This window comes from Pseudoxanthomonas sp. PXM03 (genome assembly GCF_014852005.1).
In the GTDB taxonomy this organism is placed as follows: Bacteria; Pseudomonadota; Gammaproteobacteria; order Xanthomonadales; family Xanthomonadaceae; genus Pseudoxanthomonas_A.
The window spans coordinates 108,508-121,161 of record NZ_JACVAU010000001.1 but is presented as its reverse complement, the minus strand read 5'-3'; the positions used below and the strand labels follow the sequence as shown (position 1 = coordinate 121,161).

Below are 12,654 nucleotides of genomic sequence, written 5' to 3'. Positions count from 1 at the left end.
GACCGAAGAGCATCGGGGCTGAAGCCCCTCCTACCATCATCCGCGCAGGCGCAGCAGCAGGTCGCGCAGCGGGGTGGTCATGGTCGCCAGGCCGGCCAGCACGCCCAGCGTGTTCGCCACTGCATCACGCGGATCGGCCATGCGCGTACTGGTCAGCATTCCCTGCGCGAATTCCAGGCCGATGCCCAGCGCGACCAGCAGCAGCGCAACGAGCAGGCAGGCACGGCGCTTGGCGAACAGCTGCACGGCCGACGCGGAAAGCAGTGCGTACGCCAGGAAGTGCTCGACCTTGTCGCCACCTTCCGGCACCGGCGGCAATCCACTCAGATTCACCAGCGACAACACCACCACGGCCGTGACCGCCATCAACCACAGCGGCAGCCACAGCCGCGGACGACGGAACGGCTTGAGCGCGAATGTCCCGCTCACAGGCGCCAGCTCAGGTCGTTGAACAGGAACGCCACGCCGAACTCCACGTCGCGCGAAAAACCCATCACCTGGAATCGCTCCCCCATCTCGCTGGGCAAGGTCAGCCGCTTGGCCTCGTTGCGCAGGCGCAACAACGTGGTTTCGTCCGCGCGCGCTTCGGCTTCGGCCAACCGTTCCTGCAGGCCGTTGCCCAGCAGGAAGTTGGCCTGTGTGGTGTAGCCCGCCATGTCGAAGCCCGCCTGCGTGCCGGCTTCCGCCAGCGCGGTGAAATCCACCGACGCGGTGATGTCCTGCAGGCCCGGCCACAGGTAGGGATCGTTGTGCACCCGATGGCGGTAATACGCACGCAGCGTGCCGTCGTCCCGGTCAGGCTGGTAGAACTCGCGCCGCGTGTAGCCGTAATCGGCGAAGAGCATGGCACCGCGATCCAGGCCTCCCATCACCGCCTGTATCCAGTACGGCAGTTGCGGCAGCAGTTCCGAGCGGTAGCCGTCCGGGAACGGCTGCTCAAGATAGCGCTCGACATGGCGCACGGCGGCGGCGAGCAACGCGTCGGCCGGCCGGTCGGTGCGGACGAAGCGACCTTCGCCGTCCAGCGCCACGCCTTCCTCGAACACTTCGCCATCGCGCAGCGTGAAGCGCGGCGTCGGCAGGGCATCGATCACTTCGTTGGCGAACAGGACGCCATTCCAGGCGTCGGATGGCGGGCCGTCGAGCCATTCGACCAGGTCGAAGACCGGCGGAATCAGGCGCGCTTGCAGGCGCTCGCGCTGACGCTCGCGCAGGTCGGCGCTGGGTTCGAGAATCGCGTACCGTGCAGGCAGGGCATCCAGCGCCAGCAAGCGCTTCAGCGTGATCTCCGCGAAGGCGCCGCTGCCGCCGCCGATCTCCACGAATTCGGCCTCCGGGCCCAGCTGCTGCAACACCGGCGCCACCGCCTGCGCCACGCAGCTGGCGAACAGTGGCCCCAACTCCGGCGACGTCGTGAAGTCACCCGCCTCGCCGAACTTGGTGCTGCCCGCGCTGTAGTAGCCCAACCCGGGCGCGTAGAGGCTGCGCTCCATGAAACGCGAAAACGGCATGCTGCCGCCCCCGGCGGCGATCTCGGCGCGGATCAGTGCGGCCAGGCGTTCGCTGTGCGCCTGTGCCACATCGTCGGGTAGGGGTAGATCAGCCTGCATGGCGCACCTGAAACGGGAAACCACGTCATTGTACGGGCCGATTCACATTGGCACGGCGGCCCTAGCCAACCCCCGGGGCCACGCATAGAATCGTGGTGCACAGCAGCAACGGACACGCCATGACCTATTGCGTCGGCATCGAAGTCAACGAAGGCCTGGTCTTCGCCGCGGATACCCGCACCAGCGCTTCGTTCGACGATGTGCGCGTGTACCGCAAGCTGCACGTGTTCGAATGGCCGGGCGAGCGCGTGTTCGTCATCATGTCGGCCGGCAACCTGGCCACCACCCAGCTCACCCTGTCCAAGCTGCAGCGCGACGTGGATGATCCGCATGCGCCGCGCAGCCTGCGCACGTTCTCGCACCTGTACGAAGTGGCCGAGTACGTGGGCGAGACGCTGGTGACCAGCCAGGCGCGGGTGATCGACGATGCCCAGCAGAGCGGCGTCAACGTGCAGTCCACGCTGATCCTCGGTGGCCAGATCGCCGGCGAGCGGCCCGGCCTGTACATGGTCTATCCATTGGGCAACTGCATCGCCACGTCACCGGAAACGCCGTACCTGCAGATCGGCGAATCCAAGTACGGCAAACCCATCCTCGACCGCATCATCCGGCCCGAGACCTCGCTGGAAGATGCGGCGCGCTGTGCACTGGTTTCGCTGGACTCCACGATCCGCTCCAACCTGTCGGTCGGCATGCCGGTGGACATGGCGCTGCTGCGTACGGGCGACCTGAAGATCAGCCAGAAGGTGCGGCTGGAAGCGGACACGCCGCTGTACGCCGAGATCCACGACACGTGGTCGCGCAAGCTGGAAGCCGCCGTGCACAGCCTGCCGCGGTTTCCCTGGGAGCCGCAGCAGGAACGCGAAGCACCCACCGGCCCGCTGCCATCGATGCCGCCGCGGCGCGCGCCCTCGCGGCAGGATCCCGGCGACGCGCAAGGGCAGCAATAGACCTCAAGCCTCTGTAGGAGCGACGTAAGTCGCGACCGCACGCCCAATCGTCCCGGCACCGCGACCAAGCGAGAGCGCCGGACGACAGGCTGCTGTGCATGATCCAAACGTTGACGAAAGCATCGGCCGTGCGGTCGCGACTTACGTCGCTCCTACAGAAAGCCGCGTCCTCACCCGTGGAAGTAGCCCTCGGCGATGGCCGAATGCAGCGAACTCAGGTGGACCTGGATCTGGTCCATGAAGGGTGCGGGATTGCGTGCCGCGAGTGACACCGGATCGGCATTGCGGGTCATGCCGATCAGGCGGTTGAGATGACGGTCCACGCCGGGGCGTGGGGGCATGGTGGGCAACACGCTCTGCGCGCGCGTCAGGCAGAACTGCACGCTGCGCGGGAACTCGTTGTTCTGCAGCAGGAAGCGCAGCGCCAGCTCGGCGGTGACGCGCTGGCGCACGTGGCGACGGAACATCTGGTAGCCGGCCAGCGAGCGCAGCACGCTCATCCACTGCATGTTCTGGAAGGCCTCGCGATCATCCTCGTTGCGCGGCGTCACCAGGCCCGAGGCGCCGGCATCGATGATGCGGGTGGTCATGTCGGCCTGTTCCAGCGCCGTGCCCAGGCGCAGGAACTGGTAACCGATGTCGCGGCTGACATTCGCACTGAGCAGGCCCGACACCTTCAGGCAGCCATCGATGATGCGATTGAGGAACTCGATGCGGTAACGCCGGCTCAGGCTGCGCTCGCCGTGCGCGCCGATGTACAGGTGCAGGTCGTTGATGGCCTCCCACACGTCCTGCGGCAGGCTGTCGCGGATGCTGCGCAGGATTTCGCGCGCCGAATCCACCGAGGTGCGCAGCGACGACGGATTGCGCTCGTCCAGCAGCAGGAAATGGATCACGTCCACGTCGGCGGCATCATGGCCGGCACCGGGATGGCATTCCTCGAAGTACGACCCGGCGCCGACGGTGTCGATCATCGGCCGCCACGTGAAACGGACGGAGCGCGGCATGTCCAGTTGCAACTGACTGCCCACGCCCACCAGGCGTGCGGTGTTCTCCGCCCGCCGCACATAGCGGCTGAACCAGAACAGGTTGTCGGCGACGCGCGACAGCATCAGGCGGCCTCCTCGTCATGGTCGGACAGATCGACCACCCAGGTGTCCTTCGCGCCGCCGCCCTGCGATGAATTGACCACCAGCGAGCCCTTCACCATCGCCACGCGGGTCAGGCCACCCGTGGTGACGTAGGTGTCCTCGCGCGACAGGACGAAGGGCCTCAGGTCGATGTGGCGGGGTGACGGTCCCTGCTTGGTCACGATCGGCGCGGTGGACAGCGCCAGCGTGGGTTGCGCCATGTAGTTGCGCGGATTCGCCTCGATCAGTGCCTTGAACTTCTCGCGCTGGCGCTTGGTCGAGCGCGGCCCGATCAGCATGCCGTAGCCGCCGGATTCGTTGGCGGGCTTCACCACCAGCTTCTCGATGTTCTCCAGCACGTACTTGCGCTCCTTCGCGTTGTGGCAGAGGTAGCTCGGCACGTTGGGCAGGATGGGATCCTCGTCGAGGTAGTACTTGATCATCTTCGGCACGTACGCGAACACGACCTTGTCGTCGGCCACGCCCGCACCGGGCGCGTTGGCCAGCGCCACCTTGCCCGCGCGCCAGCTGCGGATCAGTCCCGGCACGCCGAGCACGGAGTCGGGATGGAAGACCTCGGGATCGATGAACAGGTCGTCGACGCGGCGGTAGATGACGTCCACGCGCTGCGGGCCATACACCGTGCGCATGTACGTGCAGTCGTCGTCGGCCACGAACAGGTCGTTGCCTTCGACCAGTTCGATGCCCATCGCCTGCGCCAGGTAGGCGTGTTCGAAGTACGCGCTGTTGAACACGCCCGGCGTCAGCAACGCGATCACGGGCGTGTTGCCGGGCCGTGGCGACAGCGCGGCCAGCGTGTCGTACAGCTGGCTGGGGTATTCGTCAACCGGCAGGATCGAGCTGGTCTCGAACAGTTCCGGGAACACGCGCTTGGCCACCATGCGGTTCTCCAGCATGTAGCTGACGCCGGAGGGAATGCGCAGGTTGTCCTCCAGCGCGTACAGCGTGCCGTCGCCGTCGCGCACCAGGTCCGAGCCGCAGATGTGCGCCCACACGCCCAGCGGCGGCGTGATGCCGACGCACTGCTCGCGGAAGTTCACCGAATCCTTCAGCAGCATCGCCGGGAACACCTTGTCCTTGACGATCTGCTGCTTGCCGTAGATGTCGCCGATGAAGAGGTTCAGCGCGCGCATGCGCTGCTTCAGGCCGGCCTCGGTGCGTTGCCACTCGCTGAGCGGGATGATGCGCGGGATCAGGTCGAAAGGCAGCGTGCGGTCGACGTTGCGGCCGTCCGAGTACACGGTGAAGGTGATGCCCTGCACGCGCGCCACCACGTCGGCGGCGAGTTGGCGTTCGGCCAGCTCGCGGCCGGACAGGCCCGCCAGGTACTCCACCAGCCGGCGTGCGGCCGGACGCGGCCGTCCATCGGCCTGGATGAGTTCGTCAAAGGTCGTGGTGCGGTACTTCGCCCAGTCCATTCGCCCTTTCCGTTGTCCCTGGCCGGCGCATCCGGCGAAGGGTGATGCGTCGCAACATGCACGCTAACCGTGCACGTCGTCAAGCTTCCGCAGCAGGGTGGATTCGACTCACATCCGCAGGCGTCGCGTTGCGCCATTCCGGTGCAAAGCAGGGAGAATGTCTGTCCCCGCACCGGAGTCCGCCATGCCCACCTCACGCCGCGTCGTCCTGGTCACCGGTGCCGCCCGCCGCGTGGGAGCGGCGATCGCGCGCCGGTTGCACGCCGATGGCTGGGATCTGGCCCTGCACTATCGCGCCTCGGCCAGCGAAATGCAGGCCCTGATCGCCGAACTGGAAACCGCACGCGCCGGCAGCACGCTGATGCTGCAGGCCGAGCTGGCCGCCTTCGATCGCCTGCCCGAACTGGTCGCGAGGACCGTGGGCCACTACGGTCGTCTGGATGCGCTGGTCAACAACGCATCGGCGTTCTATCCCACGCCGGCCGGCAGTGCCACGCCGGCGCAGTGGGAAGAACTGTTCGCGGTCAATGCACGCGCGCCATTCTTCCTGTCGCAGGCGGCGGCGCCGCACCTGCGCGCCGCACACGGGGCGATCGTCAACATCGCCGACATCTATGCCGATCAACCACGCGCGGACCTGGCGGTGTACGCCGCATCCAAGGCGGCGCTGCTGGCGGTGTCGCGCGGACTGGCTGTATCGCTGGCGCCGGAGGTGCGGGTGAACGCGGTCTCGCCGGGCGCGATCCTGTGGCCGGACGCCGGGATCGATCCTGACGTGCAGACGCGGCTGCTGGCGCAGACGCCGCTGGGTCGCGCCGGGAATCCGGACGACATCGCCGGCATCGTGGCGTGGCTGCTGGGTGACTCAGCGAGCTACATCACCGGGCAGGTCGTCCGCGTGGACGGCGGACGCGCGCTGGGCTAGGCGCGCACTGTCCTCCTGCCAAGCCTTGCGCAGTTCTGCACAGCGCGCACGGAACTCCATCGAGTACACGAATCCCTGGATAAGCGCGTACACATCATCGTGCTGCACCAGGCCGCGCATGGTGCGCTCGGAGCTGTCCAGCACGGCATCCGGAAGGTGGCCGAACTTCGCTCCACTCCACGCTGCCTCCAAGGGATTGAGCACCATATAGGCCAGCCAGCGCCGACGGGAGGCATCGGGGTCCGCGCCCTGCTGGTCCGCATGGATCAACTGATCGAGCAGGCGCATGTTGTCGGGGTCCTGCAGGGCAGCCATGTCGATGTTGATCCAGGCGTCCTTGATGCCGCGGTCGTGCTCCATCCTCGCCGACCGCTTGCTCGCCCGGTGTACGGCGAGTGCGATGAAGGCCGTGACCACGTTATTCACGCCGGCCAGAACCACGTTGAGCCAGTCAGCGGTGATCATGCGAACTCCATGCGGGAAGGACTGGGAGGACTGCCGTGGTCCGGATGCGCGCGCCACAGCGAGGCCAGCGTTCGGCCACTGCGCGGGTCGACCATGTCGGGCGCGATCTCGGTCAGTGGCAGCAGCACGAAGGCGTGCTTCAGCTCCTCGCGCGGCAGGCGCAGGTTGCCCGGCCCCTGCAGGACCAGGTCGTCATAGAAGACGATATCGATGTCGAGCGTGCGGTCCGAGAAGCGCGGTCCGCTGCGGTCCCGGCCATGCGCGTCCTCCAGCGCATGCAGCCAGTCGTTCAGCGCAAGCGGGTCGAGATCGCTTTCCATCACGGCGGCGGCGTTGAGGAAATCCGTGCCGTCGAAACCGACGGAGCGCGTGCGGTAGACCGACGAGAAGCGGACCTCGCCGAAGCGTTCGCATAGCGCGGCGGCGGCGGCACGCAGGTGGCGTTCGGGCTCGATATTGCTGCCCAGGCTCAGGTAAGCGGTTCCCATGACGTCAGGCCGGGCGTGTGCCGCGTTCGATCTGCACGCCGACGTTGCGCGCACCGGTGACCGCACCGGGCTTGCTCAGCTTCAACCGTACCCAGGCCACACCGAATTCGTCGCGGATGATCGCCGCGCACTGTTCCGCGAGGGTCTCGACCAGACCGAAGCTCGCTTCCTCCACGAAGGAGATCAGCCGCTTCGACACCGCCTTGTAGTCCAGCGTGAGTGCGATGTCATCGCGCGCGGCGGGCACGCGGTTGTCGAATGCCATCTCCACGTCCAGCGCCACGGTCTGGCGGATCTCCCGCTCCCAGTCGTAGATGCCGATGACGGTCTCGATGCGCAGGTCTTCGATGAAAACGGTGTCCATGGATGAAAGCCGTGATGGGTGATGGATGATTGATGGGACACAGGCTACGTGGAGTCCCGGCTTTTACCAATCACGAATCACAGATTCCGGATCACGGGCGGCAGCGCCGCCATGTCCCAGCGTGGCACCACCTTCACTTCCGGCGTTTCGTGCTGGCCCGCCTGCAGGCGCAGCGCGCCAGCGAACGCGATCATCGCGCCGTTGTCGGTGCACAGCGACGGACGCGGGAAGCATGCACGGCCACCGCGCTTCGCCGCGATCTCCTGCAGCTTGGCGCGCAGGCGCTTGTTGGCGCCCACGCCCCCGGCGATGACGATGACATCGCTGCCGGCTGCGTCCAGGGCGCGTTCGCACTTGATCGCCAGCGTATCGACCACCGCATCCTCGAAGCCGCGCGCGATGTCGGCGCGGGTCTGTTCCGACTGGTCGCTGTCGCGCCAGGCCAGCAGTACCTGCGTCTTCAGGCCGGAGAAGCTGAAATCCAGGCCCGGGCGGTCGGTCATCGGCCGGGCGAACCTGAACCTGCCAACGGTTCCCTGCTCGGCCAGCGCCGCCAGCTGCGGTCCGCCGGGGTAAGGCAGACCCATCATCTTGGCCGTCTTGTCGAAGGCTTCGCCGGCCGCATCGTCCAGCGTTTCACCCAGCAGGCGATAGCGGCCGATGGCGTCCACCGCCACCAGCTGGGTATGGCCCCCGGAGACCAGCAGAGCCACGAACGGCGGTTCCGGGGGGTCGTCCTCCATCAGGGGCGCCAGCAGATGGCCTTCCATGTGGTGGACGCCGACAGCAGGAACATCCAGCGCCCATGCCAGGGAGCGGGCCACCCCAGCCCCCACCAGCAGCGCACCGACCAGTCCGGGCCCGGCGGTGTAGGCCACTCCGTCCAGGTCGGCGGTGGTCATGCCCGCCTCGGCAAGGGTCTGCCGGATCAAGGGCAGCAGCTTCCGCACATGGTCGCGACTGGCCAGTTCCGGAACCACGCCGCCGTATTCGGCATGCAGGGCGATCTGGCTGTAGACCGTATGGGCGCGCAGGCCCGCCGTGCCGGCCAGGCCGGTTTCGTACACGGCCACGCCGGTTTCGTCGCAGCTGGTTTCGATGCCGAGGACTTTCATGACCGGGATCTGGGGCTCAGGGAGGGAGAGGGCAAGCCGGGCCGGTAGCGGGGTGGGTTGCAGCGCCGGAGGCAGCCGCTATAATACGCGGCTCACCCGGTATGCCCGGGCCGTTTACTTCACCGAGATTACGTATGCCCAGCGTCAAAGTCCGCGAAAACGAGCCGTTTGAGTTTGCGCTGCGTCGCTTCAAGCGCACCTGCGAAAAGGCCGGCGTCCTGGCCGAAACCCGCAAGCGCGAGTTCTACGAGAAGCCGACCCAGGAGCGCAAGCGCAAGGCCGCCGCTGCGGTGAAGCGTCAGCTGCGCCGCAGCTCGCGCGACGTCACCAAGCGCCAGCGCCTGTACTGAGCCGCGTCGCTTCGCAAGAAGCCGGCACGCGCGAGCGTCGCCGGCTTTTTGTGTTTTTGGCGTCCCACGGTCCCCGTGCCACGCCCTCCCCGTTCCCCCGGAGCACACCATGTCCCTGAAACAGCAGCTCACCGATGACATGAAGGCCGCCATGAAGGCCGGCGAGAAGCACCGACTGGGCGTCATCCGCCTGATCAATGCCGCCATCAAGCAGCGCGAAGTGGACGAGCGCATCGAGCTGGACGACGCCGCCGTGCTGGCCGTGCTGGAAAAGATGGTCAAGCAGCGCAAGGACTCGGTCAGCCAGTTCGAGGCCGCCAACCGCGAGGACCTGGCCGCCATCGAGCGCGCCGAACTGACCGTCATCGACACCTACCTGCCGGCCAAGCTCGGCGAAGCCGAGATCCTGGCCGCCATCGAGGCCGCCATCGCCGAGACCGGCGCGACCGGCCCTGCCGACATGGGCAAGCTGATGGGCGTGCTGAAGCCACGTCTCGCCGGCCAGGCCGACATGGGCCAGGTCTCCGCCCTGATCAAGAAGAAGCTCGCGGGCTGAGCCCGCCGCGGGGCGCCAGGCATCCTGGCGCCCTGCCCCATCCGTGGCATCCTCGCGCCATGGATACCCCTGCCATCACCCTGCGCCCGGCCACCCGCGCCGACATCCCGCAGATCCTCGCCTTCATCCGCGGGCTGGCCGAGTACGAAAAACTCGCCCACGAGGCCGTCGCCACGCCCGCCCTGCTCGAAACCCACCTGTTCGGCGAACGTCCCGCCGCTGAAGTCGTGATCGCCGAGGCCGATGGCACGCCCGCCGGTTTCGCGCTGTTCTTCCACTCGTTTTCCACGTTCCTCGGCCAGCCCGGGCTGTACCTCGAGGACCTGTTCGTGTTGCCGCGCTACCGTGGATTCGGTCTCGGCAGGCGGCTGATGGTGCATCTCGCACAGCTGGCCGTCGCACGTGGCTGCGGCCGCTTCGAATGGTCGGTACTGGACTGGAACGAACCCGCGATCCGCCTCTACCGCAGTCTGGGCGCGGTCGGCCTGGACGAATGGACGGTGCAACGCGTCAGTGGCGCCGCCTTGCACGCCCTCGCCGGCGCGGACGCATGAACACCACCGCCACGCAACCCTAACGAACCGCTGACACGGCGTACGCCACCCTCGGCGCATGCCCCGTCGAAACGACCTCGCCACCTTGCGCACGCTGGCACGCGATGCCGGCGAACGCGCCAGCCGCAGCCTGCCCGTCGCGCTGGGCCGGCGCTTCATCGAGACGGACCTGATGACGCAGGCAGCGTCACTGTCGTTCTATGCGCTGCTGTCGCTTGCACCACTGCTGGTCCTGTTGCTCTGGCTGACGGCCTCGCTCTACCCGCCCGCGCAACAGTCACTGCTCGACCAGATTCACCAGCTGGCCGGCCCCAGCGCCGCCACGGTCGCCGAGACGGTGATCCGCAACGCCAGCGACCGGCCGGATGTGGGCTCGCTGGCGGGATGGTGGAGCACGGCGCTGCTGTTTGTCGGCGCCACCGTCGTGTTCGCGCAGTTGCAGGGCGCGCTGAACCTGATATTCCGCACCGATGCGCAGCGCCTCAACGGCCTGCCCGCATGGCTGATGAAACGGGTGTTCTCGCTCGGTGTCGTGCTGGCCATCGGCTTCCTGCTGATCGTGTCCATGATCGCCACCACCGCGCTGCAGGTGGTGTTCGCCCGGCTGCCTTCGCTGCTGCCCATGCTCGGCTACGCCACCACGCTGCTGCTGTACACGCTCGCATTCGCGTTCTTCTACCACTACCTGCCGGACCGGCGCGTCGCATGGCGGCAGGCGTTCCTGGGCGGCGCCATCACTGCGGTGCTGTTCGCTACCGGACGCTACCTGATCGGCCTGTACCTCGCCCAGGCCGCGCCCGGCAGCGCGTACGGTTCGATGGGGGCGCTGGTTCTGCTGCTGGTGTGGATCTACTACGCCAGCGTGGTGTTCTTCATCGGCGCGCTGCTCACGGCGGTCATCGATGAGCGGAGAGTGGGGAGGGACGAGTGAGGAAGGCACGCGGTCGCTCCCTTCCACTCACTCCTTCCATCCGGCGTGCCTGCTGGTCATCCCGATACCGGGATTGAACGTGTTGGTCGGATCCAGTCGCCGGTAGAAATCGGCCAGCGGCGGCTTGGCGCGATAGAGGTGGCCGACGTTGTGTTCGGCCGGATACTCGGCGCCGCGGGCGTCCAGCAGGTCCCACAGGCGGTGCTCGACGGCCAGCGGATCCACGCCCTTCCTCACGATGTAGTCCTGGTGGAATACGTGGCAGAAGAAATGCCCGTAGTACAGCCGCGCCACCATCGTGTCCGCGACGTCCACAGGCAGTGCCTCCACCCAGTCGCGATCATCGCGACGGAGAGCGACATCCAGCGCAACGATGTCCTCCACCTGTGCACGATGCACGGCGCGGTAGCGCACCGCCGCACCCGCCACGGCGAAGCGCAGCAGGAAGGCTTTGCGTCCCTCGTCGGCATCGCAGACGAAGAAACCGCCCGCGCGTGCGGCGAAGAAGTGTTCGAGGAACGCACGCGTGGCCTCCGCATCGCGCGTTGACACCTTGAGCAGCAGGTGATGCTCGAAACGGTCGCGGCAGGCACGCAGGCGCGGCGGCAGATGGTCCGGGAGCAGCGACGTCGCCGCCTGCAGCAGCCGGTCGGTCAGGCCTCCCAGGCCGATGCGTTCGCACCAGCCATCCAGCCGGCTCTTCAGCGCGAAGGCCCCGGGCACCTTGTCGGTGCCAAAGCGTTCGATCAGCAGGAAGGTGTCCTTGCCATAGCGGTCGCCGATGTCGAACGCATCGCGATGAAGGTACTCGCCCGAGATAGGCAGGCGTTCGAAGGCCGTCAGCATGTGTCGGCGCACCGCGGTGAGATCGTCCGGATCGTTGCTGCCGATGTAGAAGACCGACGCGGCCTCCTTCTCGAAGGTGTCCAGGCGCACGGCGAACACGGCCAATCGTCCTGCACAGCCCGACGCTTCATGCAGACGCGAAGGATCGGCGTTGTAGCGGGCCGGGGTGGGCGCATCCACCTGCCGCACGTGCGCGGCATAATGCGGATCGGATGCCGCGCGCGCCGGGTCGTGGATGATGTCGCCTTGGCCGTAATCGCCCACCTGCAGGCGCGACAGGATGTCTTCGGGTGTGTCGCCCAGCGCGATGCCGAGATGGTTGACCAGCTGCAGCCTGCCTTCCGCATCCACCTGCGCGAACAGGGCCAGTTCGGTATAGGCCGGCCCACGCCGCACCAGCGCCCCGCCTGAGTTGTTGCAGACGCCACCCAGCACCGACGCCCCGATGCATGAAGAGCCGATCACCGAATGCGGCTCGCGATCCAGCGGGGCAAGCACCTTCTCCAGTACATCCAGCGTCGCGCCCGGCAGGCAGACCACCTGCCGCCCTTCGTCGATCAGCTGCACGCCGGTCAGGCGCAGGGTGCTGACCAGGACGATGCCGCGATCGTAGTCGTCGCCATCCGGCGTGGAGCCTCCGGTCAGGCCCGTGTTGGCCGCCTGCATCAGCACGATGCGGCCTGCGTCCACCACCGCCTGCAGCACCCGCCACAGTTCCAGCAGCGTGCCGGGGCGCACCGCCGCGAGCACCGGCCCCTCGCCGAAGCGGTAACCGCGCCGGAAACGTCGCGTGGCGCGGGCGCCGGTCAGCACATGGGAAGTCCCGACCGCACTGCGCAACCGGGCCAGCAGGGCGTCATCGGAAGAGGGGTCGGAGGACATGTACCGCATGGTAACGCGCCCCGACGGTGTGCCGGCCCGGCATGGCATC

General features: G+C 67.3%; 14 protein-coding genes and 1 pseudogene. 6 read left to right on the top strand and 9 right to left on the bottom strand.

All coding sequences use genetic code 11. The features are described from left to right. Positions 1 to 36: 36 nt before the first annotated feature. Positions 37 to 366 carry a VanZ family protein gene (locus tag IB223_RS00585; protein WP_225590869.1) on the bottom strand — a complete coding sequence of 110 codons (330 nt, stop codon included), beginning with the start codon at positions 364 to 366 and terminating at the stop codon, positions 37 to 39. A gap of 59 nt (positions 367 to 425) precedes the next feature. Continuing rightward, positions 426 to 1,610: a class I SAM-dependent methyltransferase gene (locus IB223_RS00580; RefSeq protein WP_192199770.1), complete on the bottom strand. Its 1,185-nt coding sequence runs from the start codon at positions 1,608 to 1,610 to the stop codon at positions 426 to 428. A gap of 119 nt (positions 1,611 to 1,729) precedes the next feature. Here IB223_RS00580 and IB223_RS00575 point away from each other — a divergent pair, with 119 nt between their 5' ends. Then, positions 1,730 to 2,560, top strand: a complete 831-nt coding sequence (locus IB223_RS00575; protein WP_192199769.1) for a 20S proteasome subunit A/B — start codon at positions 1,730 to 1,732, stop codon at positions 2,558 to 2,560. Between the two features lie 170 nt (positions 2,561 to 2,730). On the opposite strand, the gene IB223_RS00570 is transcribed toward IB223_RS00575, so the two are convergent. Both IB223_RS00570 and IB223_RS00565 read right to left on the bottom strand, forming a co-directional pair. After that, a complete protein-coding gene (locus tag IB223_RS00570; RefSeq protein WP_192199768.1) occupies positions 2,731 to 3,672 on the bottom strand; it encodes an alpha-E domain-containing protein in 942 nt (313 codons plus the stop codon). Then, the gene (locus IB223_RS00565) at positions 3,672 to 5,129 is read right to left on the bottom strand and encodes a circularly permuted type 2 ATP-grasp protein (protein ID WP_192199767.1); all 1,458 of its coding nucleotides are present in this window, start codon (positions 5,127 to 5,129) and stop codon (positions 3,672 to 3,674) included. The genes IB223_RS00570 and IB223_RS00565 overlap by 1 nt, the downstream gene beginning before the upstream one ends. 184 nt (positions 5,130 to 5,313) lie before the next feature. Between IB223_RS00565 and IB223_RS00560 the strand changes: the two genes are divergently transcribed. Beyond that, positions 5,314 to 6,054, top strand: coding sequence for a pteridine reductase (locus IB223_RS00560; RefSeq protein ID WP_192199766.1), 741 nt, complete (start codon positions 5,314 to 5,316; stop codon positions 6,052 to 6,054). On the opposite strand, the gene IB223_RS00555 is transcribed toward IB223_RS00560, so the two are convergent. From IB223_RS00555 to tsaD, 4 genes are all read right to left on the bottom strand, one after another. Then, complete coding sequence (locus tag IB223_RS00555) at positions 5,995 to 6,519, bottom strand: hypothetical protein (protein WP_192199765.1); 525 nt, start codon at positions 6,517 to 6,519, stop codon at positions 5,995 to 5,997. The two genes, IB223_RS00560 and IB223_RS00555, sit on opposite strands and share 60 nt — an antisense overlap. Continuing rightward, positions 6,516 to 7,007, bottom strand: coding sequence for a 2-amino-4-hydroxy-6-hydroxymethyldihydropteridine diphosphokinase (gene folK / locus IB223_RS00550; RefSeq protein WP_192199764.1), 492 nt, complete (start codon positions 7,005 to 7,007; stop codon positions 6,516 to 6,518). The genes IB223_RS00555 and folK overlap by 4 nt, the downstream gene beginning before the upstream one ends. Positions 7,008 to 7,011: 4 nt before the next feature. Continuing rightward, on the bottom strand, positions 7,012 to 7,371 hold the full coding sequence (folB, locus tag IB223_RS00545; RefSeq protein WP_192199763.1) for a dihydroneopterin aldolase: 360 nt from the start codon (positions 7,369 to 7,371) through the stop codon (positions 7,012 to 7,014). 77 nt (positions 7,372 to 7,448) lie between these two features. After that, positions 7,449 to 8,486, bottom strand: a complete 1,038-nt coding sequence (tsaD, locus tag IB223_RS00540) for a tRNA (adenosine(37)-N6)-threonylcarbamoyltransferase complex transferase subunit TsaD (protein WP_192199762.1) — start codon at positions 8,484 to 8,486, stop codon at positions 7,449 to 7,451. 134 nt (positions 8,487 to 8,620) lie between these two features. Here tsaD and rpsU point away from each other — a divergent pair, with 134 nt between their 5' ends. The 4 genes and pseudogenes from rpsU to IB223_RS00520 all read left to right on the top strand — a co-directional run. Then, positions 8,621 to 8,836, top strand: coding sequence for a 30S ribosomal protein S21 (rpsU, locus tag IB223_RS00535; RefSeq protein WP_002808376.1), 216 nt, complete (start codon positions 8,621 to 8,623; stop codon positions 8,834 to 8,836). A 109-nt stretch (positions 8,837 to 8,945) separates the two neighbouring features. Continuing rightward, positions 8,946 to 9,392 carry a GatB/YqeY domain-containing protein gene (locus IB223_RS00530; RefSeq protein WP_192199761.1) on the top strand — a complete coding sequence of 149 codons (447 nt, stop codon included), beginning with the start codon at positions 8,946 to 8,948 and terminating at the stop codon, positions 9,390 to 9,392. Between the two features lie 59 nt (positions 9,393 to 9,451). Then, positions 9,452 to 9,946: a GNAT family N-acetyltransferase gene (locus IB223_RS00525; RefSeq protein WP_192199760.1), complete on the top strand. Its 495-nt coding sequence runs from the start codon at positions 9,452 to 9,454 to the stop codon at positions 9,944 to 9,946. 85 nt (positions 9,947 to 10,031) lie between these two features. Further along, positions 10,032 to 10,856, top strand: a pseudogene (locus IB223_RS00520) (YihY/virulence factor BrkB family protein); the annotation flags it as partial. A 48-nt stretch (positions 10,857 to 10,904) separates the two neighbouring features. Here the strand turns inward: IB223_RS00520 and dld are convergent. Then, positions 10,905 to 12,605 carry a D-lactate dehydrogenase gene (gene dld / locus IB223_RS00515; protein ID WP_192199758.1) on the bottom strand — a complete coding sequence of 567 codons (1,701 nt, stop codon included), beginning with the start codon at positions 12,603 to 12,605 and terminating at the stop codon, positions 10,905 to 10,907. Positions 12,606 to 12,654 lie beyond the last annotated feature (49 nt).

What these genes read in the sequence shown, in the direction of transcription:
- IB223_RS00585 (WP_225590869.1), bottom strand. Translation starts at nt 366, where the DNA reads ATGGCGGTCACGGCCGTGGTGGTGTTGTCGCTGGTGAATCTGAGTGGA.
- IB223_RS00580 (WP_192199770.1), bottom strand. Translation starts at nt 1,610, where the DNA reads ATGCAGGCTGATCTACCCCTACCCGACGATGTGGCACAGGCGCACAGC.
- IB223_RS00575 (WP_192199769.1), top strand. Translation starts at nt 1,730, where the DNA reads ATGACCTATTGCGTCGGCATCGAAGTCAACGAAGGCCTGGTCTTCGCC.
- IB223_RS00570 (WP_192199768.1), bottom strand. Translation starts at nt 3,672, where the DNA reads ATGCTGTCGCGCGTCGCCGACAACCTGTTCTGGTTCAGCCGCTATGTG.
- IB223_RS00565 (WP_192199767.1), bottom strand. Translation starts at nt 5,129, where the DNA reads ATGGACTGGGCGAAGTACCGCACCACGACCTTTGACGAACTCATCCAG.
- IB223_RS00560 (WP_192199766.1), top strand. Translation starts at nt 5,314, where the DNA reads ATGCCCACCTCACGCCGCGTCGTCCTGGTCACCGGTGCCGCCCGCCGC.
- IB223_RS00555 (WP_192199765.1), bottom strand. Translation starts at nt 6,519, where the DNA reads ATGATCACCGCTGACTGGCTCAACGTGGTTCTGGCCGGCGTGAATAAC.
- folK (WP_192199764.1), bottom strand. Translation starts at nt 7,007, where the DNA reads ATGGGAACCGCTTACCTGAGCCTGGGCAGCAATATCGAGCCCGAACGC.
- folB (WP_192199763.1), bottom strand. Translation starts at nt 7,371, where the DNA reads ATGGACACCGTTTTCATCGAAGACCTGCGCATCGAGACCGTCATCGGC.
- tsaD (WP_192199762.1), bottom strand. Translation starts at nt 8,486, where the DNA reads ATGAAAGTCCTCGGCATCGAAACCAGCTGCGACGAAACCGGCGTGGCC.
- rpsU (WP_002808376.1), top strand. Translation starts at nt 8,621, where the DNA reads ATGCCCAGCGTCAAAGTCCGCGAAAACGAGCCGTTTGAGTTTGCGCTG.
- IB223_RS00530 (WP_192199761.1), top strand. Translation starts at nt 8,946, where the DNA reads ATGTCCCTGAAACAGCAGCTCACCGATGACATGAAGGCCGCCATGAAG.
- IB223_RS00525 (WP_192199760.1), top strand. Translation starts at nt 9,452, where the DNA reads ATGGATACCCCTGCCATCACCCTGCGCCCGGCCACCCGCGCCGACATC.
- dld (WP_192199758.1), bottom strand. Translation starts at nt 12,605, where the DNA reads ATGTCCTCCGACCCCTCTTCCGATGACGCCCTGCTGGCCCGGTTGCGC.